Source organism: Cryobacterium flavum, from assembly GCF_900103805.1.
GTDB classification, from domain to species: domain Bacteria; phylum Actinomycetota; class Actinomycetes; order Actinomycetales; family Microbacteriaceae; genus Cryobacterium; species Cryobacterium flavum.
The window spans coordinates 211,668-238,580 of record NZ_FNIB01000007.1 but is presented as its reverse complement, the minus strand read 5'-3'; the positions used below and the strand labels follow the sequence as shown (position 1 = coordinate 238,580).

The 26,913-nt window shown below is 65.7% G+C and carries 27 protein-coding genes; 8 read left to right on the top strand and 19 right to left on the bottom strand.

The window, feature by feature from the left end; genetic code table 11:
- Window positions 1–2: 2 nt before the first annotated feature.
- The 8 genes from BLS91_RS12245 to thyX all read right to left on the bottom strand — a co-directional run bounded on the left by BLS91_RS12245 (window position 3) and on the right by thyX (window position 8,998).
- Window positions 3–563 (bottom strand): CinA family protein, encoded by a 561-nt coding sequence (locus BLS91_RS12245; RefSeq protein ID WP_338061578.1) that lies wholly within the window; start codon window positions 561–563, stop codon window positions 3–5.
- Entirely contained in the window at window positions 556–1,149 is a 594-nt protein-coding gene (gene pgsA / locus BLS91_RS12240) for a CDP-diacylglycerol--glycerol-3-phosphate 3-phosphatidyltransferase (protein ID WP_092341033.1), read from the bottom strand. The genes BLS91_RS12245 and pgsA overlap by 8 nt, the downstream gene beginning before the upstream one ends.
- Before the next feature lie 3 nt (window positions 1,150–1,152).
- Entirely contained in the window at window positions 1,153–4,068 is a 2,916-nt protein-coding gene (locus BLS91_RS12235; RefSeq protein WP_092341032.1) for an FtsK/SpoIIIE family DNA translocase, read from the bottom strand.
- A gap of 107 nt (window positions 4,069–4,175) precedes the next feature.
- The gene (locus BLS91_RS12230) at window positions 4,176–5,402 is read right to left on the bottom strand and encodes an ABC transporter permease (protein WP_092341031.1); all 1,227 of its coding nucleotides are present in this window, start codon (window positions 5,400–5,402) and stop codon (window positions 4,176–4,178) included.
- Complete coding sequence (locus BLS91_RS12225; protein ID WP_092341030.1) at window positions 5,399–6,109, bottom strand: ABC transporter ATP-binding protein; 711 nt, start codon at window positions 6,107–6,109, stop codon at window positions 5,399–5,401. The genes BLS91_RS12230 and BLS91_RS12225 overlap by 4 nt, the downstream gene beginning before the upstream one ends.
- Window positions 6,106–7,167, bottom strand: coding sequence for an efflux RND transporter periplasmic adaptor subunit (locus BLS91_RS12220; protein ID WP_174774978.1), 1,062 nt, complete (start codon window positions 7,165–7,167; stop codon window positions 6,106–6,108). Before BLS91_RS12220 ends, BLS91_RS12225 begins: the two co-directional genes overlap by 4 nt.
- A 107-nt stretch (window positions 7,168–7,274) precedes the next feature.
- On the bottom strand, window positions 7,275–8,252 hold the full coding sequence (gene dapA, locus BLS91_RS12215) for a 4-hydroxy-tetrahydrodipicolinate synthase (RefSeq protein ID WP_092341106.1): 978 nt from the start codon (window positions 8,250–8,252) through the stop codon (window positions 7,275–7,277).
- A 35-nt stretch (window positions 8,253–8,287) separates the two neighbouring features.
- On the bottom strand, window positions 8,288–8,998 hold the full coding sequence (thyX, locus tag BLS91_RS12210) for an FAD-dependent thymidylate synthase (RefSeq protein ID WP_233206122.1): 711 nt from the start codon (window positions 8,996–8,998) through the stop codon (window positions 8,288–8,290).
- Between the two features lie 128 nt (window positions 8,999–9,126).
- Between thyX and BLS91_RS12205 the strand changes: the two genes are divergently transcribed.
- From BLS91_RS12205 to BLS91_RS12190, 4 genes are all read left to right on the top strand, one after another.
- On the top strand, window positions 9,127–9,582 hold the full coding sequence (locus BLS91_RS12205; RefSeq protein WP_092341028.1) for a TlpA family protein disulfide reductase: 456 nt from the start codon (window positions 9,127–9,129) through the stop codon (window positions 9,580–9,582).
- Between the two features lies 1 nt (window position 9,583).
- Window positions 9,584–10,063, top strand: a complete 480-nt coding sequence (locus BLS91_RS12200; protein WP_092341027.1) for a DUF4395 domain-containing protein — start codon at window positions 9,584–9,586, stop codon at window positions 10,061–10,063.
- 154 nt (window positions 10,064–10,217) lie between these two features.
- Window positions 10,218–10,649, top strand: coding sequence for an OsmC family peroxiredoxin (locus BLS91_RS12195; RefSeq protein ID WP_092341026.1), 432 nt, complete (start codon window positions 10,218–10,220; stop codon window positions 10,647–10,649).
- Window positions 10,650–10,657: 8 nt separating this feature from the next.
- On the top strand, window positions 10,658–11,548 hold the full coding sequence (locus tag BLS91_RS12190) for a TIGR01777 family oxidoreductase (protein WP_092341024.1): 891 nt from the start codon (window positions 10,658–10,660) through the stop codon (window positions 11,546–11,548).
- 8 nt (window positions 11,549–11,556) lie between these two features.
- Here BLS91_RS12190 and BLS91_RS12185 read toward each other — a convergent pair whose 3' ends face one another.
- Together BLS91_RS12185 and dapB are read right to left on the bottom strand one after the other, a co-directional pair.
- Entirely contained in the window at window positions 11,557–11,973 is a 417-nt protein-coding gene (locus tag BLS91_RS12185) for a tetratricopeptide repeat protein (protein WP_420838504.1), read from the bottom strand.
- Between the two features lie 23 nt (window positions 11,974–11,996).
- Window positions 11,997–12,764, bottom strand: a complete 768-nt coding sequence (dapB, locus tag BLS91_RS12180) for a 4-hydroxy-tetrahydrodipicolinate reductase (RefSeq protein ID WP_092341021.1) — start codon at window positions 12,762–12,764, stop codon at window positions 11,997–11,999.
- 56 nt (window positions 12,765–12,820) lie between these two features.
- Between dapB and BLS91_RS12175 the strand changes: the two genes are divergently transcribed.
- Complete coding sequence (locus BLS91_RS12175; RefSeq protein WP_092341020.1) at window positions 12,821–13,336, top strand: GNAT family N-acetyltransferase; 516 nt, start codon at window positions 12,821–12,823, stop codon at window positions 13,334–13,336.
- Here the strand turns inward: BLS91_RS12175 and BLS91_RS12170 are convergent.
- Window positions 13,333–13,935, bottom strand: coding sequence for a histidine phosphatase family protein (locus BLS91_RS12170; RefSeq protein WP_092341105.1), 603 nt, complete (start codon window positions 13,933–13,935; stop codon window positions 13,333–13,335). The two genes, BLS91_RS12175 and BLS91_RS12170, sit on opposite strands and share 4 nt — an antisense overlap.
- A gap of 64 nt (window positions 13,936–13,999) precedes the next feature.
- Complete coding sequence (locus tag BLS91_RS12165; RefSeq protein WP_092341018.1) at window positions 14,000–15,343, bottom strand: M16 family metallopeptidase; 1,344 nt, start codon at window positions 15,341–15,343, stop codon at window positions 14,000–14,002.
- A gap of 213 nt (window positions 15,344–15,556) precedes the next feature.
- On the opposite strand from BLS91_RS12165, the gene BLS91_RS12160 reads away from it, so the two are divergent.
- Window positions 15,557–16,147, top strand: a complete 591-nt coding sequence (locus BLS91_RS12160; RefSeq protein ID WP_092341016.1) for a TetR/AcrR family transcriptional regulator — start codon at window positions 15,557–15,559, stop codon at window positions 16,145–16,147.
- 10 nt (window positions 16,148–16,157) lie between these two features.
- Here the strand turns inward: BLS91_RS12160 and BLS91_RS12155 are convergent, their stop codons facing one another.
- Window positions 16,158–17,174 (bottom strand): aldo/keto reductase, encoded by a 1,017-nt coding sequence (locus tag BLS91_RS12155; protein WP_092341014.1) that lies wholly within the window; start codon window positions 17,172–17,174, stop codon window positions 16,158–16,160.
- A 328-nt stretch (window positions 17,175–17,502) separates the two neighbouring features.
- Between BLS91_RS12155 and BLS91_RS12150 the strand changes: the two genes are divergently transcribed.
- Window positions 17,503–19,116, top strand: coding sequence for a peptide chain release factor 3 (locus tag BLS91_RS12150; protein WP_092341013.1), 1,614 nt, complete (start codon window positions 17,503–17,505; stop codon window positions 19,114–19,116).
- Window positions 19,117–19,182: 66 nt separating this feature from the next.
- Here BLS91_RS12150 and BLS91_RS12145 read toward each other — a convergent pair whose 3' ends face one another.
- Together BLS91_RS12145 and BLS91_RS19950 are read right to left on the bottom strand one after the other, a co-directional pair.
- Window positions 19,183–20,868 (bottom strand): ribonuclease J, encoded by a 1,686-nt coding sequence (locus BLS91_RS12145; protein ID WP_092341104.1) that lies wholly within the window; start codon window positions 20,866–20,868, stop codon window positions 19,183–19,185.
- Between the two features lie 272 nt (window positions 20,869–21,140).
- Window positions 21,141–21,317, bottom strand: coding sequence for a hypothetical protein (locus BLS91_RS19950; RefSeq protein ID WP_158253290.1), 177 nt, complete (start codon window positions 21,315–21,317; stop codon window positions 21,141–21,143).
- A 339-nt stretch (window positions 21,318–21,656) separates the two neighbouring features.
- Between BLS91_RS19950 and BLS91_RS12140 the strand changes: the two genes are divergently transcribed.
- Window positions 21,657–22,160 carry a glutathione peroxidase gene (locus BLS91_RS12140; RefSeq protein WP_092341012.1) on the top strand — a complete coding sequence of 168 codons (504 nt, stop codon included), beginning with the start codon at window positions 21,657–21,659 and terminating at the stop codon, window positions 22,158–22,160.
- A 104-nt stretch (window positions 22,161–22,264) separates the two neighbouring features.
- Here BLS91_RS12140 and BLS91_RS12135 read toward each other — a convergent pair whose 3' ends face one another.
- The 4 genes from BLS91_RS12135 to BLS91_RS12120 are packed head-to-tail and all read right to left on the bottom strand — an operon-like array spanning window position 22,265 to window position 26,913.
- Window positions 22,265–23,188 (bottom strand): HpcH/HpaI aldolase/citrate lyase family protein, encoded by a 924-nt coding sequence (locus BLS91_RS12135; RefSeq protein WP_092341010.1) that lies wholly within the window; start codon window positions 23,186–23,188, stop codon window positions 22,265–22,267.
- The gene (locus BLS91_RS12130; RefSeq protein WP_092341009.1) at window positions 23,185–23,682 is read right to left on the bottom strand and encodes a MaoC family dehydratase; all 498 of its coding nucleotides are present in this window, start codon (window positions 23,680–23,682) and stop codon (window positions 23,185–23,187) included. Before BLS91_RS12130 ends, BLS91_RS12135 begins: the two co-directional genes overlap by 4 nt.
- 22 nt (window positions 23,683–23,704) lie before the next feature.
- Window positions 23,705–24,871 (bottom strand): acyl-CoA dehydrogenase family protein, encoded by a 1,167-nt coding sequence (locus BLS91_RS12125; protein ID WP_092341008.1) that lies wholly within the window; start codon window positions 24,869–24,871, stop codon window positions 23,705–23,707.
- Window positions 24,868–26,913, bottom strand: coding sequence for an ATP-binding protein (locus BLS91_RS12120; protein ID WP_092341007.1), 2,046 nt, complete (start codon window positions 26,911–26,913; stop codon window positions 24,868–24,870). Before BLS91_RS12120 ends, BLS91_RS12125 begins: the two co-directional genes overlap by 4 nt.

Sequence of the window (26,913 nt, the reverse complement as noted above, 5' to 3'; positions counted from 1 at the left end):
AACTATTCCGCGTCACCCTGCGCTATCAGCGCACGCACAGCATCGATCGCATGGCTCACGGTTTCGGCGCGAATCTCTCCCCGGTCACCATGGAGGTGCAGTGGAACAGCCCAGGATCCAGTGCCTTTGGAGAGACCGATGAACACCGTTCCAGCCGGGTGTCCCCCGTCGGGGCCGGGCCCGGCGACACCGGTCGTCGACACACCGATGTCGGCGCGTACGCCGTTCACCGCGAGCAGGGTGCGCACCCCGCCGGCCATCTGCTTGGCGACGTCGGCGTGGACGGGGCCGTGCACGTTCAGCACACTGCTGTCGACGTGCAGCAGGCTGCGCTTCAGGGCAGTGTCGTAGGCAACGACTCCCCCACGCACCACAACGGATGCCCCGGGAATGCGCACGAGCTCAGCCACGAGCAGTCCGCCGGTCAGCGACTCGGCCACGGCGATGGTGAGGTGATGGGTGGTGAGCTCGGCGATCAGCTCGGCCGTCGCATCCGCTGGCCCAGCCGACTGGGCCGGGTGAGTTACGGGGAGTGAACCCGTGACCGTGGCCGGGTCAGGCAACGTCGTGCTTTCGCAGGCGCCAGGCCGAGATCAGATAGTCGAGGCCGGAGACTACGGTGAGCACGAGCGCGATGGTCATGGTGGCCGTGTTGAGCCAGTCCACCCAGTCGCCGAACACCTGGTTGAACGGCAGCAAGGCGAGCGAGATCGACACGGACTGGGCAACGGTCTTGAGCTTGCCGCCGCGACTGGCCGGAATGACCCGGTCGCGCAGCATGACGAAGCGGAACACCGTAATGCCGATCTCTCGCACCAGGATGACGATGGTCACCCACCAGGGCAACTCCCCCAGAATAGACAGGCAGACCAGGGCGCCACCGGTGAGGATCTTGTCGGCGATCGGGTCGAGAATCTTGCCGAGGTCCGTGACGAGGTTGTGGCGGCGGGCGATCATGCCGTCGATGCCGTCGGTGGCGATGGCGATGATGAACAGCACGGCGGCGACCCAGCGCAGGGTGTCCTGAGGGCCGTCGGCGGCCAGCAGCATCCAGATAAAAACGGGGGCGAGCAGGATGCGCACGACCGTGATCAGGTTGGGAACGTTCCAGTTACTGGGCCGGGTGACGGATGCTTGTGGTGATGCCATGGTTCAGTCCCTGCCGGTTAGTTTCCAGGCATCCTCGTCGTCCAAGGCGCCGTCCACCTCAGGATACCCCTGTGACATTTTCTCGACCGGGTCATCGGCGTAGCGTGGGTCGGGCGCGGAGGCAGCACGCGAATCGTCGGACTGCGCCTTGAGGGCGTGCTGTTCGTCGTCGGAGCCGCGCAGGCGGGCGAGCACACTCGGCAGCTGTTCCGCGTTCACGAGCACGTCGCGCGCCTTGGAGCCTTCGGAGGGGCCGACGATCTCGCGGGATTCGAGCAGGTCCATCAGGCGGCCGGCCTTGGCGAAGCCGACACGCAGTTTGCGCTGAAGCATCGACGTGGACCCGAACTGGGTGGACACGACGAGTTCCGCCGCGGCAAGCAGCACCTCAAGGTCGTCGCCGATGTCGGAGTCGATTTCCTTGCGCGGGGCGACCATGGAAACGTCGGGCCGATAGTCGGGACGGGCCTGCATGGTGACATGCTTGACGACCTTCTCGATCTCGTCTTCAGTGACCCAGGCGCCCTGCACGCGCACGGCTTTGGAGGCACCCATCGGCAGGAACAGTGCGTCGCCCTGCCCGATGAGCTTGTCGGCGCCGGGCTGGTCGAGGATGACCCGGGAGTCGGTGACGCTCGTCACAGCAAAGGCGAGGCGTGAGGGCACGTTGGCCTTGATCAGACCGGTGACGACGTCGACGCTGGGTCGCTGGGTGGCGAGCACGAGGTGAATTCCCGAGGCGCGGGCCAGCTGGGTGATGCGCACGATGGAGTCCTCGACGTCGCGCGGGGCGACCATCATGAGGTCGGCCAGCTCGTCGACGACGACCAGCAGATAGGGGTAGGGCTTGAGTTTGCGTTCGCTGCCGGCCGGCAGCACGATCTCGCCATTGACGACGGCCTTGTTGAAGTCGTCGATGTGGCGAAAGCCGAAGCTCGCAAGGTCGTCGTAACGCATGTCCATCTCTTTCACGACCCACTGCAGCGCTTCGGCGGCTTTCTTCGGGTTCGTGATGATGGGCGTGATGAGGTGCGGCACGCCGGCGTAGGCGGCGAGTTCGACCCGCTTCGGGTCGATCAGCACCATGCGCACGTCGCTCGGCTTGGCGCGCATGAGCAGGCTGGTGATCATGGAGTTCACGAAGCTGGACTTGCCGGATCCGGTGGAGCCGGCGACGAGCAGGTGGGGCATTTTTGCGAGGTTGGCGATGACGAAACCGCCGCCGACGTCCTTGCCGACACCGATAGTCATCGGGTGGGTGGCATTAGTGGCGGTGCTCGACCGCAGCACGTCGCCGAGGGTGACGATTTCGCGATCGGTGTTGGGGATCTCGATGCCGATGGCACTCTTGCCGGGGATGGGCGAGAGGATGCGCACCTCATTCGAGGCGACCGCGTAGGAGAGGTTCTTGCTGAGCGCGGTAACCCGCTCCACCTTGACGCCCGGGCCGAGTTCGATCTCGTACTGGGTGACCGTTGGGCCACGGGAGAATCCGGTGACCTTCGCGTCGACCTGGAACTGGCGCAGCACCTCGGTGATCGACTTCACGACGTCGTCGTTGGCGGCCGAGCGCGCTTTGGCCGGCGGGCCGGCGGTGAGAGTGGATGCCGCGGGCACGAGATAAGGAATGGCCGGGTGGGGGTCAGTGGAGGCGAGAGGGGGAAGGGCCGCGCCAGAGGCATCCACTGCCTGGCTGAGTTCGGGGAAGACGTCGTCGAAGCCGGGTAGTACTTCGGTGTGCCCGGCCGGGTCGTCGGAGTGCAGGCCGGTGGACGGACCGGTGCCGAGGTCGACTTCACCGGTGAATCGTTTGACGGCGAGCTCCGCCTTGCGCAGGTCTTCGAGCACCTCGGTGCCGTAGTGGTCGCGTTCGGGCGGAGCTGTGTGGTGGGTGACCTCCGATTCGATGGCGCTGTCGAAGCCGCCGCGCGATTGATTGCCGCCAAGCAGCACGCTGAGCGGGTCAGGAGCCACCTCAGCCGGGCCGGCCTTCGACTCGGTCGACAGCGCGCTGCCGAAGTCGGGGTCTTCCTCGCGCTTGCTGTTGTTGCGCCGCCACCACGGCAGCGCGCCTTCAGAATCGACGTCATCGCCTGAATCAACATTGAGCCCGTCAAGCTCGACCTGCGCGGTCTTGCCCGGCTTGCCGTTCTTGGTCGCTTTCGCGGCCGCTTGCTCTTCGTCAGCCGTCAGCTGGGCGCCGAACAGCCAGTCGTAGAGCTCCCGGGAACGCTGACCGACCCGGTTCGGCGGGGTCTTGGTGATGATGAATAGGCTCAGCAGCAACAGCAGGATGACGACGATTGTGGCACCGATCGACGTGGTGAGCATGATCAGCGGGGCGGCGATCATCCACCCGATGACCCCACCGGCCAGCGCGAGGGCCGGCATGCCGTCTTGCGGCTGCGGCTGCACGCCGAAGATATGGCAGAGCCCGGAGATGGTCACCAGCAGAAGGCTGAGTCCGATGCCGATGCGGCCGTTATCGTGCACCGAACTGGGTTTGCGAAACAGCCAGACCGAGAACAGCAGCAGAATGACCGGCAGGGCGAAGGCAACCCGGCCGAACAGGCCACCGAAGGTGTAGGCGTCGAGCCGCTGGGCGACGAGGTTGTTAATGAGGAACCACTCAACGATGGCGCCGGAGATGGCGAGCAGCACGAGAAAGAACGGCAGACCGTCGCGGCGTTCGTCTTTGGAGAGTTTTTCAGGGCCAAGGGCACGGGCTGCTGCGCCCGCGAGGTGGGCCAGGCCCATCCAGGCGCGGGCACCCAGGCTCGGCTTCACGTCGACAGCGGTGAATTTGACGGTCTTCTGCGCGGTGGTACCGCCGGCGCTCGTCGCCCTCGGTTTGCGCGCCGGAGCGCCCTTCGCTGCCGGGGTGCGGGCACGCCCGGTCGACTTAGTGCTCGTAGCCATGAAATAACGCTACCAAGCACCACCGACATTCGGCCGACCCCACGCCCACGGCCCTCGCGACAGGCGGGTATTGCGCACGCGGCAGCATCCGTTTGTCGCGCGCTAGTTTAGTAGCGGATGGCGTCGATCACCTTCACCCGCACCGCGACAAGTGCGGGGATCAGCCCGGCGAGGGCGCCGACCACGGTGGCGCAGACCAGGCCGAGCACGGCGGCTTCGACCGGGAACGGTGGAAAGTCGGTGACCTGGCCCTGGCTGATGAAGTCCTCGACGAACGGACTCTTGACAATGAGAACGGCGGCGATGACGCCGACGATGCCGGCGACGACGGTGGCGACAACACTTTCCATCATCACGGCGAAGAACACCCGACCGGCGGTCGCCCCGAAGCTGCGGCGAATGCCGATCTCTCGGATGCGCTGTTTGAGGGTGACCAGGGCGATATTGACCAGTCCGAGCGCTCCGAGCAGCAGCACCAGACCGGCGATGGCGCCGACAGTGAGTTTGAGCGAGAGGTAGGGGTCGCCGTCCTGGTAAGCCGCGAAATCTTGCCGGTTCACCTGCACGAACGCGTCAGCACCCAGGGCGCCCTGCACGTCACGTTGCAGAGCGGTCACGAGCTGTTCTGAGATGTCAACGGGTACCCACAGCTCGTAGGACGGCGGCCCGAATTGAAAATTGGGGTCGGTGACGACCGGCGTGATGGCGGTGAGTGCGTCGGCGAGCATGTACATCGCCGGCTCGGTCTCGTAGGAGAGGGCCGGATAGACGCCGGTGACGACGGCCGTCGTAGAGCCTTCACCGAGCAGGGTGGTGGTCGGGTGAGTGGCGAGGTCGGGTCGGCCGAGGCGGTCCCAGAAAATGGAGTTGATGAGCACAGCCGGAGCGAGCCGGGTCTGGTCGTCATCGGTGAACCAGCTCCCCTCTTCGAGAGTAATGCGGTGCATGGTGCCGTAGGGCGGATCCACCCCGATCGTCTGCACCGGTACGGCGCCGTCGGTGAATTGCACCGTCTGCTGCGTATTGACGACACGGCTGGCGTAGTCGATTTTGTACCGTTCGAGCGCGGTGCGCCAGATTTCAGGCATCTCGGTGGGGGTGGAGCCATCGTTCATCGACGCAGACAGGTAAAGGCTGGCCGGGCGGCCGCCCGATCGTTCGTTGGATTCCACGGTGGCCTGCTGCGCGACCCCGCCGAGGCCGACTACGGTCGTGATGGCGCAGACGGCGACGGCCACCCCGATCAGGGACAGCATGACGCGGGTCTTGTGGATGCATACTTCCTGCCAGGCCTCGATGATGGCGCCGACCACGTTGCTCGCGAGGCGCTTCATGCTGGCACGCTACTGGCGGGCACGGTGCTGGCGACCTGCAATACGCCGTGGTCGAGCCGCAGATGCCGGGTGGCCCGGGCAGCGATGGCCGGGTCATGGGTGATGGTGACCAGCGCCGCCCCGGATTCGGTGGCGACCTCGTCGATCAAGTCCATCACCGTCTCGCCGGTTTCCAGGTCGAGGGCGCCGGTAGGTTCGTCGGCGAGAATGAGCCGCGGGCCGCGCACGAGCGAGCGAGCGATGGCCACGCGCTGTTGCTCACCGCCGCTCAACTTGTCGGGCAGTGAAGCCAGCCGATCTCCGAGGCCAACCCGTTCGAGCATCTCGGTGGCGATGCGGGCGCGCTGCCAGAATTGGCGACCCTCGGCGTAGAGCAGCGGGGTCATCACGTTTTCCAGGGCGGTGCGGCCCTGGAGCAGGTTGAACTGTTGAAAGATGAAACCCACCTCACGGCCGCGGAGGCGGTCGCGGGCGCCGGAGGACAGCGACTGCACCGGGCGATCTTCAAACAGCATGGTGCCGCTGGTGGGGTTGTCGAGCAGCCCGAGCAGGTTGAGCAGGGTGGTCTTGCCCGAACCGGAGCGGCCCACGATCGAGACACGGTCGCCCACGTCGACGTCGAGGTCGACACCGGAGAGAATCGTCAGCGGCGGCGCATCAATGAGCTGAACTGTGCGGGTCACGCCCTCCAGGTGCAGAAAAGTCAATGGGAGATCCCGCTGCTGGAGATGCTCGGCATGTAGCAGACTTGGCTACCATCGGTTTGTGTATCGCAGCCGTCGGCTCCCGGAGCCACGGGGGCGCCCGGCACGAATTGATTGATCACATCGCCCTCGACGAGTCCGTCGATGACCTGCACGTTGGTGCCGTCGGTCATGCCGAGCGTGACCGGGCGTTCTTCGGTGCCACCGTCGGCCAACACGAACCAGACGACACCGGTCTCGGCCGACCCCTTGACCGCAGTTGTTGGCACGACAAGCACGTTTTCGGCGAGGCCGGCCGCGATCGTGATCTGCGCGGCCAGTCCGGAGAACACTGTCACCTCGGCCGGAATCGCACAGGTGACGGTCGTGCCGCTCGTGCCCGTCTGGCCGCCGGTCCCACTGTCACCGCCGGCCGCTTCCCCAGCCAGCGGGGTGGTGATGGTCAGGCCCGTGCAGGTGAACGGCGCCGGCCCATTGGTGATCGCGACGGATGCTTCGGTCGGCTTGGATAGCAGCCGATACTGCTGCTCGGGGCTGAGCGCTCCGCTCACCGAGAAGCTCGGTGGTGCCACCTGGCCGGTCGAATCCCCCACGGCCACGCTTTGGCCGTGGATCACCGTGAGCGAGCTCAGGATGCCGGTGATCGGGGCCAGTACCTTGGCGAAGGTGATCACCGGTTTGGGCTGGGTGATGGTGACGTTACCGTCGGCATCCGTTGTTTCGACCGGGTCTTTGATCGTCTCGACCCGAATGTCGTAGATCTTGTCGTCTTTGTTCACGGCCTGGCCGGCAGCCACGAAGATCTCGTCGACCGTTCCGATGGCGGTCGCTTTGACGGCGACGGCCGGGTCGGCGCTGACCGTGCCCGGCAGGGTGACGTCGTTGCTGATGGTGCCGAGGGCAACCGGAATCTGGGGTTCGACGATGACGCCGGTCGGTTCGGCGGGATTACTGTTTACCGCGTTGTCGGGGTAGAACGCCAGCTTGACCAGCGCCACCGCGATGGCCGCGATGACAATCAATCGAAGAATAGGAAAGACCCATTTGCGTGCAACGTTCACGACACTCCCCACACGGCCGACCCGACTTGGTCGCGCTCGATGGGCTGATCCTAGCGTTTTACGAGCGGAGACGCCTCAGCCGACTCCGGCGCCGACGGCGCAAGCGCTTAGCGGGTGGTGCCGGCGACCTTGGGCAGCGATCCGCCGGCGGCCGCGTTGCGGTCGGGGCGGAAGTTGGAGAAGTCCACGCCGGGAATGTTCTGCACCAGCGACAGCTCGTCCTCGATCTGAGCGGCTTCAGAGTCCTCCGGGCCGACCAGGGGCAGGCGAACGCGTGGGCTGCCGATGCGGCCGAGGCCGTGCAGGATGTACTTCACCGCGACGGTGCCGGGAACGTGGGTCATCACGGCGCGCACGAGCGGTTCTAGCTGCTGGTGGGCTTTGGTTGCGACCTTGAGGTCACCGCGGTTGACGGCGTCGACCATGTGCCGGTACGGGGTCGCCGTGATGTTGCCGGTGACTCCGATCAGGCCGGTCGCACCGATCGAGAGGTGTGCCAGAACGTTGGGGTCGTCGCCGGAGAAGTACAGGAGGTCGGTCTGGTTAAGTACCCGGCTGACCTGCGCGAAGTCGCCCTTGGCGTCTTTGATGGCCAGGATGTTGGGGTGCTTGGCCGCGCGCAGGATGGTCTCGTAAGCGATTGCAACACCGGTACGGCCGGGGATGTCGTAGAGGATGACGGGCAGATCGGTGGCATCCGCGATCATGCGGAAGTGGGTGAGGATTCCGGCCTGGGTCGGCTTGTTGTAGTACGGGGTAACGATCATGTTGCCGTCGGCGCCGGCCTTTTCGCTCTGCCGGGCGAGCTGCATGGCGTGTGCGGTCTCGTTCGAACCACCACCGGTGATGATCTTCGCGCGGCCGTTCGCGACTGACTTGCCGACCTCGACCAGGCGGATCTTCTCCGGGTCGGTCAGGGTGCTCGTCTCACCGGTCGTGCCCGTGACGACGATGCCGTCGGCACCGGCGTTGATGACGTCGTCGATGTGCTTCTCCACCCCGGCCCAGTCCACTTCGCCATCAAAGGTAAACGGGGTGACCAGTGCGACCAGCACCTGGCCAAAGGGATTCGTAGAGGTAGACACGAAGTACAGGCTATCGCTTCGCCGCATCCGCTCTGCTACGGGGAGACTCGGCCGTTCTTATTGAATGCGGAGTAGGTGAGGGGCATCAAGGCCTCGAAGTGGGTTTCCATCTGCTCGGCGCACATTTCGATCTCGCGCTGCGGGAACGAGGGGAACGTCGTCCCCTGCCGTTTCGTGCGCAGGCTGAGAAAGTTCATCAGCGAGCGAGCGTTGAGCGTGACGTACATGGAGGAGTAGATGTTCAGCGGCAGCACGATGCGCGCGACTTCGCGTGCAACGCCAGCTTCGAGCATCCGCTGGTAGGCCTCGTAGGCGTGAATCGCGGCGGCGCGGGTCTGCTGCTGCACCAGCGCGGTCTGCTCGGCCGTGCCGGGCAGAAAGTCGTAGGCTCCCGGCTTGCCGACCTGCACGAGGTTGCGCTCTGCGGACGGCACGTAGAAAACGGGGTTCAGCTCCCGGTAGCGGCCCGATTCTTCGTTGTAGGAGGCAATGCGGTGTCGCATGAATTCGCGGAACACGAAAATGGGCGCGCGCACGTAGAACGTCATTGAGTTGTGTTCGAACGGCGAACCGTGCCGGTCGCGAATGAGGTAATTGATCAGCCCGCGGTCACGCTTCTCATCGGCCTCACTCGCTGAGCCGTCGAGCTGGCCCTGCTCGAGCGTCTGCTCTCCCAGGGTCGACACCCGGGCGGCAAACAGTACGTCGGAATCGTGAGCGCTCGCGCGCACCAGCTCCACGGTCATTTCAGATCGAAACTCAATTTCAGACACCGCCTCAGGCTAGCTGGTCTGCTCGCCGGCACGCCCGCGCGCAGCCGTAATCTCTTGTCACAGTCCCCCGAATAGACCCGCGCCCACGTAACGTCGACAACATGAACCCACTCGAAGCGATCGGACTGTTACTGGCCCTGTTAGCGGCCACGACCGTTCTTGGACTCGTCTGGCGAGCCCGCCAAGGACGCGTGGCCCGCGTTGCCGGCGACGTCATCACGCCAGCGGATGTCGCGGCCACGGCCCCGTTCGGCCCCGCCGCTACCCTGCTGCAGTTTTCGACCGAGATGTGCGCCCGTTGCCCCGGAACCCGCCGGCTGCTGGGCGACGTGGCCGCTGAGCGCCCGGGAGTCGTGCACGTCGATGTCGATCTCACCCACCGCGCCGATCTCGCCAACCGCTATTCAATTCTTCAAACCCCGACGACCCTGATTTTGGACGCGACCGGGCGAGTGCGAGCTCGCGTGGGCGGCGCGCCGAACCGGGCCGCGATCAACTCGACCCTCGATGCGATCACGCAGCACTCCCACCCCTTCATTACCAGTCAACGGAGCTGACATGTCGACGTCGTCCCGCCCCCCGCTCGATCCGCGCGGCCCCCGCTTCGGCGCAGCCATCACGGCCCTGCTGTTACTCTCGGTCGTGTTTTTGTCGCTGACCGGGGCATCCGCTGCCGCACTGGCGCTGCTGGCTGTGATTACGGCCCTGTTCGCCTGGGGCGCGTTCGCCGGCGCCGGGCGGCACCCCTACGGCCTCGTGTTCAAGCGGTGGGTTCGACCGCACCTGGCGCCACCGACCGAGCTCGAGGACGCCGCGCCGCCCACTTTTGCCCAGGGCGTCGGCCTCGTGGTGACCCTGATTGGGCTGGCACTGGGCCTGGCCGGAGTTCCCGGCGCTATCCCCATCGCCGCGGCCGCAGCATTCGTCGCGGCCTTTCTCAACGCCGCCTTTGATTACTGCCTCGGCTGCCAGATCTACCTGCTGCTCGTGCGATTCGGTGTGCTCAACCGGGCCGGCCGAACCGTCGGGAACGCCTGAGCCACCCAGCCCAATGCTGCCGGAACACGCCCGGCAGGGTACCCTGCCTGCTCCCGTGGCGTGTCGGCTGGCTCTCAGGTAATTCCCAGACGGGACTCCTTCGCGGGGCAGGTGAGACGGTTAGGGTGGAATTCAATCACCTGGAGGTAACACCATGCCCACGACGCTCACCAGTGAAGCAACCACCGTCTGGACCGGCGATCTTCCGACCGGCTCCGGCACCGTCACCCTGGATTCCTCGCACGCCGCCGAATTCTCGGTGAACTGGAAAGCCCGCGCCGAGGGAGTGTCGAACACGACCAACCCGGAGGAACTGCTCGGTGCAGCCCACGCGGCCTGCTTCTCCATGGCCCTCGCCAACGCACTCGGTTCGGCCGGCCACACTCCGGAGAGCATCCAGACCACCGCGGCCGTCACCTTTGCGGCCGGCACCGGGGTCATTGGAAGCCACCTTCTGGTCAGCGCCAAGATTCCGGGCCTTACCGAGGCCGAGTTCGAGGTGTTCGCCCAGGATGCCAAGGACAACTGCCCGATCTCGAAGGCACTCGCGGGCATTCCCATCACCATTGAAGCCGAACTGGCCTAGGTCAGGGCGTGCGCGTTCTGATCGCCGGAGCCTCCGGCCTCATCGGTCGGGAGCTTAGTCGCCAGCTGGCCGCCGCCGGGCACACCCCGGTGCGGCTGGTGCGGCGGGAAGCCCTCGGCAAGAACGAGGTTCGGTGGGACCCCGCAGCCCATGCCCTCGACGTGAACGTGCTCGACACCATTGACGCGGTCGTCAACCTCTCGGGTGCATCACTGGCGCGGCTGCCGTGGACGGCGGGGTATCGCAAAGAGATCCTGAGTTCACGGCTGTCGGCCACCCGCACGATCACCGATGCCCTCGCCCAGGCCACCACTCCCCCGACGGTTCTCCTGAACGGTTCTGCCGTTGGGGTCTACGGCGATCGGCCCGGGGAGATCCTGAGCGAAACATCCGCTGTGGGAACCGATTTTCTAGCCGACGTCGTTACTCAGTGGGAGGCTGCGGCCCAGCTGGCGCCGAAGCCGACCCGCGTTGTGACGCTGCGCACCGGCCTCGTTCTGGCCAAGGGCGGCGCGCTGAAACCGGTGCTTCCCCTGGCCAAGCTCGGCCTGGCCGGACCACTCGGTGGCGGACAGCAGCACTGGGCCTGGATCAGCCTGCACGACGAGGCCGCGGCCATCGTGCATCTGCTGACCTCGACCTTGTCCGGCCCGGTAAACCTGGTCGGGCCTACCCCGGCGACCTCGAACGACATCATCAAGGCGCTGGCCACGGCGCTGCATCGACCGTTCGTCGTGCCGGTGCCCAAGCAGATCCTGACGCTGCTGCTGCAGGATGCCGCCCGCCAGCTGCTGCTCGCCGACCAGCAGGTCAGCGCCCAGAAGCTCCTGGACGACGGGTTCGAGTTCTTTCATCGCAATCCGGCGACCGCGATCGCCTGGATGCTGCGCCAGCCGTAGCCTACTCGTTACTTCGGCGTGCGCTCGAGTGCAATCGCGGTGCGGATCGCACCGCGAGCGCGCTTGCGGTCACCGGACGCGTCGTAGGCGAGGCCGAGGCGCAGCCAGGCGTGCCAGTTCTCCGGCTCAGCTTCGACCGCAGCCTGTGCCGCCGGAAACTGCTCGTCGGCGGCATCCCGGTAGGGGCGACCACTCGGACGCATCGGCAGATCGGTGCCGGGAAGCTCCCCCAGGTCGTCGAGCTGACGCACCAGGCGTTCAGAGCGGATGCCGAACGCAACTTCACGCGCCAGCGCCCAGAAGCCGATCAGCGGCAAAATGAGCAGTGCGAGCCCGATGGCGATGCCGACCGGCTCGCCGCTCTGAATGAACGCGACGGCCCGCACTCCGGCCAGCACAAGGTAGAAAACCAGCAGCACCGCCATGACGACGACGGCGATCTTGCCCTTCACTGGAAAGCCTTTTCGGTGGTGCCGGCAATGCCAAATCCCAGATCGACCACCTGATCGAGGCCGACTGTCACCCCGGTAGCCGTTCGGGTCGCATTGAGGGCCAGCAGAATGCCGCTCTCGTAGGCGTTCGGCGAGAGTGTGTTGTGGCTGATCGTGAGGGTTTCGCCGGTACCGCCGAGAAACACGTCCTGACGGGCCAACAGTCCGGACAGGCGCAGGCTGTGTACGGGCACGCTCGACACCTGCTGCCCGCGGGGACGTTGGTCGGTGTGCGGCGCGGAGACCGGACCGAGTTCGGCGCGCGCCCGGCCGATCAGTTCGGCGGTGCGCACCGCGGTCCCAGACGGTGAATCGACCTTGGATGGCTGATGGGCTTCAACGATCTCGATGGAATCGTAAAACCGGGCGGCGAGGGCCGCGAACGCCGTGGCGAGCACCGAGCCGATCGAGAAGTTCGGAATGATGATGACACCGGTATCGTCACGACCGGCGAGGCGGCGGTCGAGCGAATCGATGCCGTCCTGGCTCCAGCCGGAGGTGCCGACGAGTACGCGCAAACCGTGCTCGGTCGCAAAGTCGACGACGCTCCGGCTCACGTCCGGTCGGGTGAGGTCGATGGCAATCTCTGCCCCGAGCATCTCACTGAGCTCGCTCTTCGAGTCCAGTCGGGCGACGACCTCAAAACCCTCTGTTCGGTCGATCAGGTCGGAGACCAGGCTGCCCATCTTGCCCGTTGCGCCAATGATGGCCACCGTCGTTGTCATGAGACCAATCTACCAATTGATCGCGCCCGCACTTGCCCGCGCAATAGCCTTGGCAGATGCCTCAGTTTCACGCCGTGTCCGTCGCGGATGCCGCGGCCCTCACCCTGCTCACAGAATATTTCAGCAGCCCCGAACTGTCGTTTCGGCAACCCCAGGGCACCTACCACCCGACCTATCCGCTCGCGGAGCAGTTCGTGCCGCCGCAGGGCATCTTTCTCGCGGTGCTCGACGAACCCACGAGCGATGGCCCGGCGGGCAACGACGCGAGCGGCGCGTATGTCGGGTGCGGGGGCATCCGTCGGTTGGGTAGCGCCGAAGGAGAGAACGAACCCGTTCGCTTCGAGGTCAAACATTTGTGGATTCAACCCACAACCCGCGGGCGCGGATGGGGGCGCCTGCTGCTGGCCGAGCTCGAGCGGCGGGCGGCAGAACTCGGAGGCGCCGAAGTGGTGCTCGACACCAACGTGAGTCTCGCCACCGCCGGGGCGCTGTATCAGAGCACGGGCTACGAAAGCATTCCGTCGTACAACGACAATCCCAATGCCACGCACTGGTATTGCAAGCGACTTTAGAACATCAGGGGTTCCGGCAGCCCGGTACGCAGCTCGACCGGCAGGTGGCCAAGGTCGTTGTGGGTGACCAGGGTCCAGGGACGGCCCGGCTTTTGCTGCAGCACGGTCAAGCCGCAATTGGCCTGATTGATGCCGACCCAGCGCCAATCGGGAGCGCCGAGAACCTCACGCACAAACCAGGCGATCACGAAATTGTGGGTGATCAGCAGGTCGTGCCGCTGGCTGCGGCGCGGTTGCAGAAATTCGGCGACGGCGTCTTCCATCTGCGCTCGTCCGGCGGCGATCTCATCGTCGGTGACGGAGCCGAAGAACGGGTCGTAGGCCGACGGCGTTTCGGCTGCCCGGCCAGAGGGGATGCAGTCGAACAGCAGCGCCGACGATTCGCTGTGCAGGGCGGGCAGTCGTTCCGCCATGATCTCGGCGGTCTCAGCAGCCCGCTGCAGCGGTGAGTGCCAGGCACCGGTGAACGGAACCCCGCTCAGGCGGTCGGCGATCAGCAGCGCCTGGCGTTTGCCGCGCGGTGACAGCGGACCGTCGTGCAGGCCGTGTTCGGCATCCTGCTGCTCGCCATGGCGTACCAGGTAGATGTACTGGGGCATCATCGTCCATTTCAAAGTTCAGAAGTCCGCCGGGGCGGATGGAGCACAAGCTGTGGGGTGAAGGTCAGCCTGGAAGGATCGCGGCGAAGGCATCATCCTCGAGGGCCCCGACCGCGGCGATCGAGACCGGACCGCTCGCGAGCTCGGCGGCGAGCTCCTGCACATCGGCCGCTGTGACGAGCGCAAGGCGGCGCAGTGCTTCGTCGAGATCGGCGAACTCGCCGAGGGTGATCTCGGACCGCCCCAGCCGAGACATGCGGGTGTCCGAGTCTTCCAGGGCCAAAGCGGATGCCCCGCTCAGCTGGCCGGACGCACGTTTCATCTCGTCAGCCGTGACACCGTCAGCGGCGAGGTGGTGCAGTTCACTCAGCATGAGCTCAGCGACCTGCCCGGCCTTGGCGGGCGTGCACCCGGCATACATGCCGAACAGGCCGGCGTCGGAGTAGCCGGGCGCGAAGGAATAGACCGAATAGGCCAGGCCGCGCTTCTCACGTACTTCTTGGAACAGTCGGCTCGACATTCCCCCACCGAAGATCGAGGTGAGCACGCTCATCGTGACGCGACGGTCGTCGGTTGCCAGCAGGCCGGGCATGCCGAGCAGCAGGTTGGCCTGCTCGAGCGGACGTTTGACGATCGTCAGGGCCTGTCCTTGGTGGATTTCGGCCGGCGCACCGCCACGGCGGCTCACCGGAGTTTGCGCGATGCTGAGGTCCCAGCCGGCCCGTTCGAGCGCGCGGGTGACGGCGTCGACCAGCTGGTCGTGGTCGACGGCACCGGCCACCGTCACGACGAGGTCCTGCGGGCGATAGTTGGCCTGGTAGTGCTCCCACACGGCCGTGCGGGAGGCCGCGCGAATATCGTCGGCGCTGCCGCCGATGGGGCGGCCCAACGGATGTTTTCCCAGCACGGCTTCGAAAAATCTCTCGTTGGCGACATCGGCCGGATCATCGTCGGCCATGGCGAGTTCCTCGAGAATGACGCCACGCTCGGTTTCGAATTCACCTTCATCCAGTTTGGAGGACGTCAACATGTCGGTGAGTACATCGATGGCCATGCCGAGGTCCCGGTCCTGCACCTTGGCGTAGTAGCAGGTGTATTCCTTGGCGGTCATGGCGTTGTGTTCGCCGCCGACCGCGTCGAACGAGATGGCGATGTCCAGTGCTGACCGCGTCGGTGTGCCCTTGAACAGCAGGTGCTCAAGAAAGTGGGTGGAGCCGAAATGCCCCGGTTGTTCGTCGCGGGCACCGACGGCCACCCAGTAACCGATCGTGAGGCTGCGGGCGCCCGGCACTTGCTCGCTGAGAATGCGAACACCGCTCGGCAAAACGGTGCGCCGCACGAGGGCATCGCCGGCGGCCCGAAACGAGAGTTCGGCCTGGTCTAGGGGAAAGTCGACTGCACCGTTCATATCATCCACCACCTTACAAGACCCGATCGGGGCGGCCGCCTCTACCGTGGGAACTCGCTGGCCTACCCCCAGTTTGGCCGGAATGCTCCGTTGGGTCGATTGCGACAGACTGGTCTGTCTAGGGTGTGTTACAGTCTGGGAGCCGACCGGGGAAAACTCCCGGATTTGCGCTCATCTGGGGCTGTTTTCTGCCCCCTCATAAAGGAGTGCCGCATGACCACGCTGACAGCTGAAGCCGTTCGGCCGGCGACGCACGCCAAGGTGCGCATCCTCGCCACCGCCGACCGACTCTTCTATACCGAGGGTGTTCACACCGTGGGTGTGGACCGCATCATCAGCGAGTCGAAGGTCACCAAAGCAACTTTCTACAAGTACTACCGCTCGAAGGATGCCCTCATTGTCGTGTACCTGCAGGGCCGCGACCGCCTGGCTCGCGATTTTCTCGCCAGCCTTGACACGCGATACGACACCCCGGAACAGCGATTGCGCGGAGTCGTCAACGAGATCTCGGCGCAGGTCATCCGCGAAGGCTTCCACGGCTGCCCGTTCATCAACGCGGCCGCCCAGTTCACCGACCCGGCCCACCCGGTGCGCCAGGCCGTGTCTGCACACCGGGACTGGTACGGCCGGTCGATCGAGGACATGTTCCGCGGCATGGGCCACGCCCGGCCCGGGGACGCCGCCGACGACTTCTTTCTCGCCCGCGACGGCGCCTTCGCCGGTGCCAACCTCGGCGACCCGATCGGTGCCCACACCGCCCTGCTGCGCGCCATCCAGCGAGTACTCGACGAGTCGGGCGCCTAACGCTGCGAGGTCAGTAGGCCGATACCCGGTCGAGGTCGAGCAGGTCGTTACGGCCGAGACGGATGCCCGCCGCCGCGACCAAAGACTGCACCTGGTCGGCCCGGCCCGCGCCGGCCACCGGCGCCACCACGTCGGGCCGGGCGAGCAGCCAGGCCAGGGCGATCGACGCCGGGGCCGTGCCCTGCGCTGCGGCGATGCGGTCGACCACGGCGAGAACGCGCAGCGATCGACGGTTGAGGTAGACCTTGGCGAGCTGACCGCGGGCGGTGTCGGCGGCATCCGCTTTGTTGCGGTACGCGCCGGCCAGAAAACCGTGGGCGAGGGCGAAGCCGGGCATCAGGGCCAGGTGCTGGGCGCGGGCGACGACCGCGACGTCTTTTTCGAGTTCGGCGCGATGTACGAGGTTGTACGGGGTTTCGGCGGCGACAAACTTGGGCAGGCCGAGGGCTGAGAGCACCCGGGCTTCCATGAGCCGTTCCGCCGAGAAGTTCGAGGCACCCAGGTAGCGCACCTTGCCGGCGCGCATCAGCGCGTCCACGGCAACCAGGCTCTCTTCGAGGGCGACGGTCTTGTCGTCGAAGTGAAAATAAAGCAGGTCGACGTAGTCGGTACCGAGCCGCACCAGGCTCGCCTCGACAGCGGCGACGATGCTGCGCTGGGTCAGTCCGGGGTTGTCGAGATTGCGGCCGATCTTCGTGGCCAGCACGGTTTCGGCCCGCGCGCCCCGAGAACGCAGCCAGGACCCAATGATCACTTCGCTGCGGCCGGCCGCGAAGCTGTCGGCTGTGTCCAGAAAATTGCCGCCGAGATCGCGGTGCGCGTCGAGAATGGCCAGGGAGGCATCATTTGTCGCGGTCCAGCCGAAGGCGTTGCAGCCCAGGGCGAGTGGATGCACGCACAGATCGGTTCCCACAATCTGCCGGCGAACCGGGCGCGAACCCACGGTCGTCTCGGACGGCCCCGTCTCGGCCTGTACGCGGTCGACCGACATCGCATCCAGAGATGATGAGACCACCTGTCGGGGCATTGCGTTCTCCTCCCGGGGTGTTCGCCCGACCTGTGCGTTCTGCCGGGTTTTCTCGTCGTAAAGTGCTCTTGGGCCGACTTTAGGCGAGGCCACCGACATTTCCCGGCGGCACGCTAAACCGTTACCAAAATGTACGTCGCGGGCGGCCGAACAGGGGGCGGTGGCTGCCGACCGCCAGTCGGTGCGCCCCCGATTTGTTAGACTGAAGATTGCGCAAAAATTGGGCTGCCTGTGCAGGTGCACATCCGCCCTGGGCCGCCGCCTGTCGAATCACGTGATCGATCGGCTGGCGAGGTATCCTGCCCGAATCAGCCGCAGGAAAGCAGCCATGACCACCGACGCCTCCGTGCCCAACCCCCAGGTTCCCCGCGAGGCCCTCCGTCGCCGCACCTTCGCGGTGATCAGCCACCCCGACGCGGGCAAGTCCACTCTGACCGAGGCCCTTCTGCTGCACGCCCGCGCCATCACCTCCGCCGGTGCCACCCACGGCAAGGCCGGCCGTAGCGGCACCGTCTCGGACTGGATGGAGATGGAAAAGGCCCGCGGCATCTCGGTCACCAGCGCCGCCATTCAGTTCGAATACCACGACGCCGTGATCAACCTCGTCGATACCCCCGGGCACGCCGACTTCTCGGAGGACACCTTTCGGGTGCTCTCCGCAGTGGATGCCGCGGTGATGCTCGTCGACGCGGCCAAGGGTCTCGAGCCGCAGACCATGAAGCTGTTCGCCGTATGCAAGCAGCGCGGCCTGCCGGTCATCACCGTCATTAACAAGTGGGACCGCCCCGGCGACACTCCCCTGGCCCTGATGGACGAGATCCAGACCCGCACCGGCCTGCTGCCGACCCCGCTGAACTGGCCGGTCGGCGAAGCCGGCGACCTGCGCGGCGTGCTCGATCGCCGCTCCGGCGACTTTCTGCGCTTCACCCGCACGGCGGGCGGAGCGACAGTGGCCGAATCGGTGCGGCTGGATGCCGCCGACGCGGCGATCGAGGAAGGCCCGGCCTGGGCATCCGCTGTCGAAGAATCCGAGCTGCTCGACGCTGAGTCGCAAAATCACGACTCCGAGCTGTTTCTCGACGGCCAGACCACCCCGGTGCTGTTCTGCGCGGCCGTGGCCAACTTTGGCGTACAGCAGCTGCTCGACACCCTGGTGGAGTTCGCGCCGCCGGCCGAAGCCCGCATCGACATCGACGGCAACCCGCGAAAGGTCACCTCACCGTTCTCCGGTTTCGTGTTCAAGGTACAGTCCGGCATGAACTCCGCGCACCGCGACCACGTGGCCTTCGTGCGCGTGTGCTCGGGCGAATTTCGCCGCGGCATGATCGTCACGCACGCGGCGACCGGGCGGCCCTTCGCCACCAAGTATGCCCAGCAGCTGTTTGGCAAGGAACGCACCGTCACCGACCAGGCCTGGCCCGGCGACATCGTGGGGCTCGTCAACGCGTCGGCGCTGCGGGTGGGCGATTCGATCTTTGAAGACGAGCGGGTGGAGTTTCCGCCGCTGCCGCTGTTCTCCCCCGAACATTTTCGGGCGATCCGCCCCGTGGACTCGAGCAAGCACAAGCAGTTTCGCCGCGGCATCGACCAGCTCGACCACGAGGGTGTCATCCAGGTGATGCGTTCCGAGGTGCGCGGCGAGCAGGCTCCCGTGCTCGGCGCCGTCGGACCGATGCAGTTCGAGGTGGTCGAAGACCGCATGGTGCACGACTTCCACGCGGACATCCGCATGGAAGCGCTGCCCTACCAGGTGGCCCGCAAGACCGACAAGGAGAGCGCGCTCGTGCTCGCCGGAACCCGCCAGGTGGAGGTATTCACCCGCTCCGACGGCACCCTGCTCGCCCTGTTCAGCACTCCGTGGCGCCTGCAGGCCATTGCCAAGGAGAACCCGAAGCTTGTGCTGATCGACATCGCGAACGCGACCGCCGAAGACTTCATGTAGCTGGTTCGTTCAACCAGAAAGGGCAGCATCCTCGCGGAGGATGCGGCCCTTTCTGTTCGGTGCTGCTTACGCGTCGACCACCACGGAGGTGATGACGGGGCTGCGACGGTACTTGCGGTTCATCCAGCGGCTCACGGACTGCGTGAACAGGTCTTCGAGCTCGGCGCCGTCGACGATCTTGATGCGGTTCGCGGCCTTCATGGCCTCGTCGATGACCTTGGTGGCTCCCTTGACCCACTCGTCGTCGTGCACGAATCCGCGCGCCAGGAACTCGACCGGCTCGGAGAGCGTGCCGGTCTTGGCGTTGAGAATTCCGAGGATGGTGATGGTGCCGTCCTCGGCGAGCTTACGGCGATCTTCCATCGCAGCGGATGCTGCCCCGCCTACGGTCATCCCGTCGACGAAGACGTAGTCGGCGACAACACGGCCGGTGACCTTGGCGTGACCGTCGATGAGGTCGACGACAACGCCGTCTTCGACGACGATGACGTTCTCTTCGGCAACACCGGTCGCGATGGCGAGGTCGGCGTTGGCCGTCAAGTGACGCCATTCGCCGTGGATCGGCATGACGTTGACCGGCTTGACGATGTTGTAGCAGTAGACAAGCTCGCCGGCACTGGCGTGACCGGAGACGTGCACCTTGGCGTTGCCCTTGTGCACGACGTTCGCGCCCCAACGAATCAGACCGTTGATGACGCGGTAGATGGAGTTTTCGTTTCCGGGGATCAGCGAGCTCGCGAGCAGCACGGTGTCGCCCTCGCCGATCTTGATGACGTGTTCGCGGTTGGCCATACGCGACAGCGCAGCCATCGGCTCACCCTGCGAACCGGTGCAGATGAGAACGACCTTGTCGTCCTTCATGCGCTCGAGCGCCTTCATATCAACGAGCAGGCCCTTGGGAATGTTGAGGTAGCCGAGCTCGCTCGCGATGCCCATGTTGCGCACCATGGAGCGGCCGACGAAGGCCACCTTGCGGTTGTGCTTGACGGCAGCATCGATGACCTGCTGGATGCGGTGCACGTGGCTGGCGAAGCTCGACACGATGATGCGGCGCGGGGAGGTGCGGAACACGGTGTCGATCGCCGGTCCGATGTCCTTCTCGGCGGTGGTGAAGCCGGGAACCTCGGCGTTGGTCGAGTCCGTCATGAACAGGTCGACGCCCTCTTCGGCCAGGCGTGCGAAGGCGCCGAGGTCGGTGAGGCGCTTGTCGAGCGGGAACTGGTCCATCTTGAAGTCACCGGTCGCCAGCACAAGGCCGGCTTCGGTACGAATGGCGATGGCCAGGCCGTCGGGGATGGAGTGGTTGACGGCGATGAACTCGAGGTCGAACTGGCCGATCGTGCGGCGCTCGCCTTCTTTCACCTCGATGAAGTTCTGGCTGAGGCGGTGCTCCTGCAGCTTTGCAGCGAGGAAGGCCAGGGTGAGCTTGGAACCGACGACGGGAATGTCGCCGCGTTCCTTGAGCAGGTACGGCACTGCGCCGATGTGGTCTTCGTGGCCGTGGGTGAGCACGATGGCCTCGATGTCCTGCAGACGGTCACGGATGGCGGTGAAGTCGGGCAGGATCACGTTGATGCCGGGCTGGTTGTCTTCGGGGAAGAGAACGCCGCAGTCGATGATGAGCAGCTTGCCCTTGTGCTCGAAGACGGTCATGTTGCGGCCGATCTCGCCGAGGCCTCCGAGCGGGATGATGCGCATGCCGCGAGCCGGCAGTGCCGGCGGAGTGCTCAGGTCGAGGTAGTGGTTATTCATGAATCTCATTTCGTTGTCTGCGGTACTGCATGTCCAGGTGTGTGGGGACCGAGATCGGGCATACCGAAAGCCAGCGAGCAATACTCAGGGGGCTTCAGCGCGCATACGCGTACCTCGTGTCGTGCCTGGCGGGCAAGAAAAATACTGGCCAGGTACCTCACTAGTCTACCGATGCATCAACACGCAGCGTTTTCGGTCACAAAAAAGGGACCCCGCACGTGGCGGAATCCCTCTTTTGGTGTTGCTCACCGCTCAAGCGGCCTGGCCGGTGGCTACGCGGCGCGGCGCCCGGCAGCGCTCGGCTGCGGCGAAACGTAGTCGCCGGCTTCGAGGTGCTGCGCGGTGCCGCTGACGTAACCGGTGGCAGTGATCGCGCGACGAACGTCGTGCGTGACGTACTCGTTGGCGGTGGTGGCGCGCTTGGTGGACTTCGATACGTAGGAATTCATGGTGCTCCTGGTGAGATTAGTACTAGCGGATGCCGACGGCTAGTCAGAGCACACAGTTTCATTCGAGAGTGACAGCGGCACACATTGGCGGAGCTGATTCGACTGAAACTGGGGTGTTGGCCCGGTCGGCGGAAGAATGCGCTGCGCCGCGCGGGCTGCAGAAACCCGGATCCTCTAGTGGACCGCCATGATTTCTGAGCTGATATCAGAATACCTGAGCCTGCCACCCATTTGGGGCAAATACACGATCTACACAGGCGCCGTGCAGGTACAGGATGGCCTGCAGCTACACAGGTGCCGTGCAGCCAGCATGGAGGCTTTCGTCGATAACATCTTTCAATGACTTCTTCTGCGCTGTACGACATCCCCCTCACCCTCATCGACGGAACAGAAACAACCTTCGGCGCCTACCAGGGCAAGACCGTTCTCGTGGTCAATGTGGCCTCGAAGTGCGGCTTCACGCCGCAGTACGCCGGGCTGGAGGCGCTGTACCAGCGCTTCGCCGACGCGGGACTCGTCGTGCTCGGGCTGCCGAGCAACCAGTTCATGGGCCAGGAACCGGGCACCGAAGCGGACATCGTGGAATTCTGCGGCATGACCTACGGGGTGACCTTTCCCATGACGGCCAAGGTCGATGTGCGGGGCAAGCACCAGCATCCGCTCTATGCGGAGCTCACCAAGTTCAAGCGGGGACTGCTGCCCGGCCTGATCAAGTGGAACTTCGAGAAGTTCCTAGTGACCCCGACCGGTGAGATCGTCGACCGTTTCGCCTCCTCGGTCGAGCCGGAGTCGACCGAGATCGTCGAAGCCATCGAGAAGGTTCTGGCCGCCAAGGCCGCCTGACCCGCCCTTCTCTTGTGGACGGGGCCCAGGCCCCGTCCACGGGCCCAGTTTATAAACTGGGCCCCGGGCTACAAGGCGGGCCCGGTGAATTTAGCGCGCGGCCGTCAGCGGGCGGCGCGGCGCAACACGGCCTCGGCGTGACGCAAGACCGGGCCGTCGATCATGCGGCCCTCGTGCTGGAAGACGCCGCGCGCGCTTGCGGCGGCCTCGAGCAGCCCGAGGGCATAGTCAACCTCGGCTGCCGTCGGCTGGTAGGCGGCGCGAATGACGGCGACCTGGCTCGGGTGGATGCACGCGGTGGCGGTGAAACCGCTGGCGACGGCATCCGCTGCCTCAAGCTCGAGCCCTGCCGTGTCGGTGATGTCAAGGTGCACCGTGTCGATCGCCGCCTTGTCGTGCGCACGGGCGGCCAGCAACACCTGGGAGCGGGCCTGGCGAGCGACGTCGCGGTAGCGACCGTCCTCGAAACGGCTCGACGTGCCTCCAAGCGAGGCGACGAGGTCTTCGGCGCCCCACATGAGCCCGACAACGTTGCGCTCGGCGGCGATCTCGGTCGCCGAGATCACACCGGCGGCGGTTTCACACAGGGCAATCACCCGAAATGCTTCGAGCCGCTCGACCTGGCCGGCGCTGACCGTCTTAGCGAGCATCACGTCGCGATACTCCGTGCGGGCCAACGCGGCCAGATCGAGTGCGAAATCGTCGGTGTCGGCCGGATTGATGCGCACGATTGTCGTGGCCGGGTCAAGCGGATGCTCGATCAGCGCGCGCCGCGCCGCCGCCCGGTCAGCGGGCGTGACGGCGTCTTCCAAGTCGAGGATGACGGCGTCGGCGCGCTCGGCGGCCTTCTCGTAACGCTCCGGCCGGTCGGCGGGGCAGAACAGCAGTGCTGGACCGAGGGTGAACGGGGCCGGCGTGAACGGGCTGAGACCGGCGGGGCTGTCGTCGAAGGGGTCGAGGCCGGCCGGGTCGCTGTAGTCGTCGAAGGAGCTCGCATCGAACGGGTCGCCATCGAACGGGCCGCTCATGCTGCTCCCTCGCGGCACCAGACCAGCACGGTGCGCACGGCCGAGCCGACGACCACTCCGTGCTGGTTGCGTCCGGTGTGTTCGAGCGTAATGATTCCCTGACCGGGGCGACTCTTCGACAACCGTTTGTCGGTGACGATGGTCTCCGAATAGAGGGTGTCACCGTGGTGCAGCGGATGCGGAAACGTCACGGCCGAAAATCCCAGGTTTACCACGATCGTGCCCTGGGTCAGCTGGGCGACCGAACTGCCGACCATGGTCGACAGGGTGAACATGGAATTCACCAAGCGTTCGCCGAACGGCTGGGTGGCCGACCACGCCGCATCGAGGTGCAGCGCCTGCGTGTTCATGGTCATCGTCGTGAACAGCACGTTGTCGGCCTCGGTCACGGTGCGACCCGGACGGTGCTGGTACAGAGCATCGAGGTCAAACTCCTCGAAGTAGAGGCCGCGCTGCTGAACCAGGTGGCGTTCTGGGGTACCGGGGTCGGTCATCCGCTTCTCCAATTCAGTCAGGTCAGGCCGCGAAGCCCAGCGCCCGCGAGATGACCATGAGCTGCACCTCGGTGGTGCCCTCGCCGAGTTCGAGCACCTTCGAATCACGATAGTGCCGCGCGACCGGATTCTCATTCATGAAGCCGTATCCGCCGAAGATCTGCGTGGCGTCGCGGGCATTGTCCATGGCCGCTTCGCTGCCTACCATCTTGGCGATCGATGCCTCCATCTTGAACGGCTTGCCGTTGATCATCTTCAGCGCTGCGTCATAGTAGGCGAGGCGTGCAGTGTGCACGCGCGCCTGCATCCGGGCGATTTTGAAGGCAATGTGCTGGTTGGAACCGATTGAACGGCCGAAGACGTTGCGGCTGTTCGCGTAGCGAATCGATTCCTCCAGGCAACCCTGTGCTGCGCCCGTGCAGAGCGCGGCGAAGGCGACGCGGCCCTCGTCGAGGGTCTGCACGAAGTTGGCGAACCCGCGGCCGCGTTCGCCGAGCAGGTTGGCCTCCGGTACGCGCACGTTGTCGAACGCGAGCGGATGCGTGTCGGAAGTGTGCCAGCCGACCTTGTCATAGGGTGGCAGCGCCGTGAAACCGGGGGTCGGTGTCGGCACCAGAATCGCGGTGAGTTCCTTCTTGATCGAACCGTCGGCTCGAGTGGACTCCCCCGTGACGGCGGTCACCGTGACGAGGCGGGTGATCTCCGACCCGGAGTTGGTGATGAACTGCTTGGTGCCGTTGATCACCCATTCGCCGGCCTCCAATAAAGCAGTGGTCTTGGTGCCTGCGGCGTCTGAGCCGGCATCCGCTTCGGTGAGGCCAAACGCGGCGAGCGCCGAGCCACTCGCGAGGCGGGGAACCCATTCCTGCTTCTGCGCCTCGGTGCCGCTGCGGTAGACCGGCATGATGCCGAGGCCCACCCCGGCCTCGAGGGTGACGGCGATGCTCTGGTCGGCACGGGCTAATTGTTCAACCGCGAGGCAGAGCGAGAAATAGTCGCTGCCCTGACCGCCATATTCCTTTGGGAACGGCAAACCGAACAATCCCATCTCCCCCATCTGGGCGATGATGCCGTAGGGCAGGCGGCGCTTGGTGTCGTACTCGTAGGCGGCCGGGGCGACGACGGTGTCGGCGAAGTCGCGCACCATGTCGCTGAGGGTCTGCTGGGTAGGGGTGAGTTCGTAGCTCATTCTGTGTCTTCCTTGTCTGAAGAGGTTTCGGGGGTCGTGATCGTTTCTGGAATAACGGTGGCGACGATCTGGTCGAGTGCCACGAGATCACCGGTCTTGAGGTTCACGGTGACGCGGCCGGCCGTGGCGGCCACGAGTTTGTGTTCCATCTTCATGGCCTCGACCACAAGGAGGGTTTGGCCCGCGCTGACCACGTCGCCGGTGGCGGCGTGCACCGCGATGACGGTGCCGGGCATCGGCGAGCGTACGTCGGGGCTGAGCGCCCCTGGTACCCGGCCGCGGCTGGCGAGGTGTTCCGCGAGCTGCTCGGCCCGGGATCGGTGCCGCAGTTCGAGCGAGAAGCCGTCAGCGCCGATATACACGCGCGTTCCGAACTTCTCGATCGCGAACACCCGGGTCTGGCCGTCGTAGTCGACGCTGAACCTGCCATCTCCGACGCGAACGAGTCCGGCCGGCACGGCGGTGCCATCACCGACCGAAACGGATGCCGCCCCCGGCTCCCCCACAACCCGCACCTCCACGACGTCGGTCGCGCCCACCCCCAGCGCGTACTTCACGGGACGCGGCGAACCGGCCCGCCATCCGCTCGGCCGCGTCCAGGCCACGTTCGTGCCGGCGGCGGACACCGCGAGCCCGTGCAAAAACAGCGCCCCGGCGGCAAGCAGGTGCTCCTCGGCGCCGCGAAACTGGAGGTCGGGAAGTTTGCGTTCGATCAAGCCGGTGTCGAGGCGGCCGGCGCGCACGTCGGCATCCGCTAACAGCAGCCGCAGGTATTCGGTGTTGGTCTGCACGCCGAGCACGACGGTGTCGGCGAGCGCCCGGTCGAGCCGGTTCAGCGCTTCCAGCCGGGTGGGAGCCCAGGCGATCACCTTGGCGAGCATCGGGTCGTAGTGCGAGGCGATCGTCAGCCCCAGACTCAGCGAGCTGTCCACCCGCACGCCCTCACCAATGGCCTCGTGCAGCTGCAACACCCTGCCCGTGGTCGGCAGAAAACCGCGCTCGGGATTCTCGGAGTAAACCCGGGCCTCGATCGCATGCCCCCTGAGGCATATATCGGACTGCGTTACCGTGAGCGGCTCCCCCGCTGCGATGCGCAGCTGCCAATCCACGAGGTCGAGGCCGGTGACCAGCTCGGTGACCGGGTGCTCTACCTGCAGTCGGGTGTTCATCTCCATGAAGAAGAACTCGTCGGGCGCGGCAGCGGAGACCAGGAATTCTACGGTGCCGGCGCCGCTGTAGCCCACGCTGCGGGCGGCAGCGCAGGCCGCCTCCCCGATGCGCGCCCGGGTCGCCTCGTCGAGCAGCGGCGAGGGCGCCTCCTCGATGACCTTCTGGTGCCGGCGTTGCAGCGAGCACTCGCGCTCACCGAGGTGAATCACGGCGCCGTGGTTGTCGGCGAGCACCTGCACCTCGATGTGCCGCGGGGTCGCCACGAGGCGTTCGAGCAGCAGGGTATCGTCGCCGAAGGCACTCAGCGCCACGCGCCGGGCGGTCTCGAGGGTGGCGGGCAGGTCTTCAACGCGTTCCACCACGTGCATGCCCTTGCCGCCACCGCCGGCGGACGGCTTGATCAGCATCGGGTAGCCAACGTCGACGGCGGCCACGATCAGCTGCTCATTGCTGAGGCCCGGCTCTGCCACCCCGGAAATGACCGGCACCCCGTAACCGGCCACATGGTTCTTCGAGCGGATCTTGTCGCCCATCACGTTCAGCGCGTGCACGCTCGGCCCGATGAAGACGATCCCGGTGTCGGCACAGGCCTGCGCGAAAGCCTGGTTCTCGCTCAGAAATCCGTAGCCGGGGTGAATCGCCTGGGCTCCGGTTCGCGCCGCAGCAGCCAGCACGGCCTCGACATTGAGATAGCTGTCGGCCGGGGCGGCGGCGCCGAGGCGCACCGCGGCATCCGCTAGCGACACATGTAGGGCGTCACGGTCGGCGTCACTGTAGACGGCGATAGAGCGGATGCCGCGTTCCCGCAGGGTGCGGATGATGCGGCAAGCGATTTCGCCGCGGTTGGCGACCAGAACGATGTCAAATGTCAT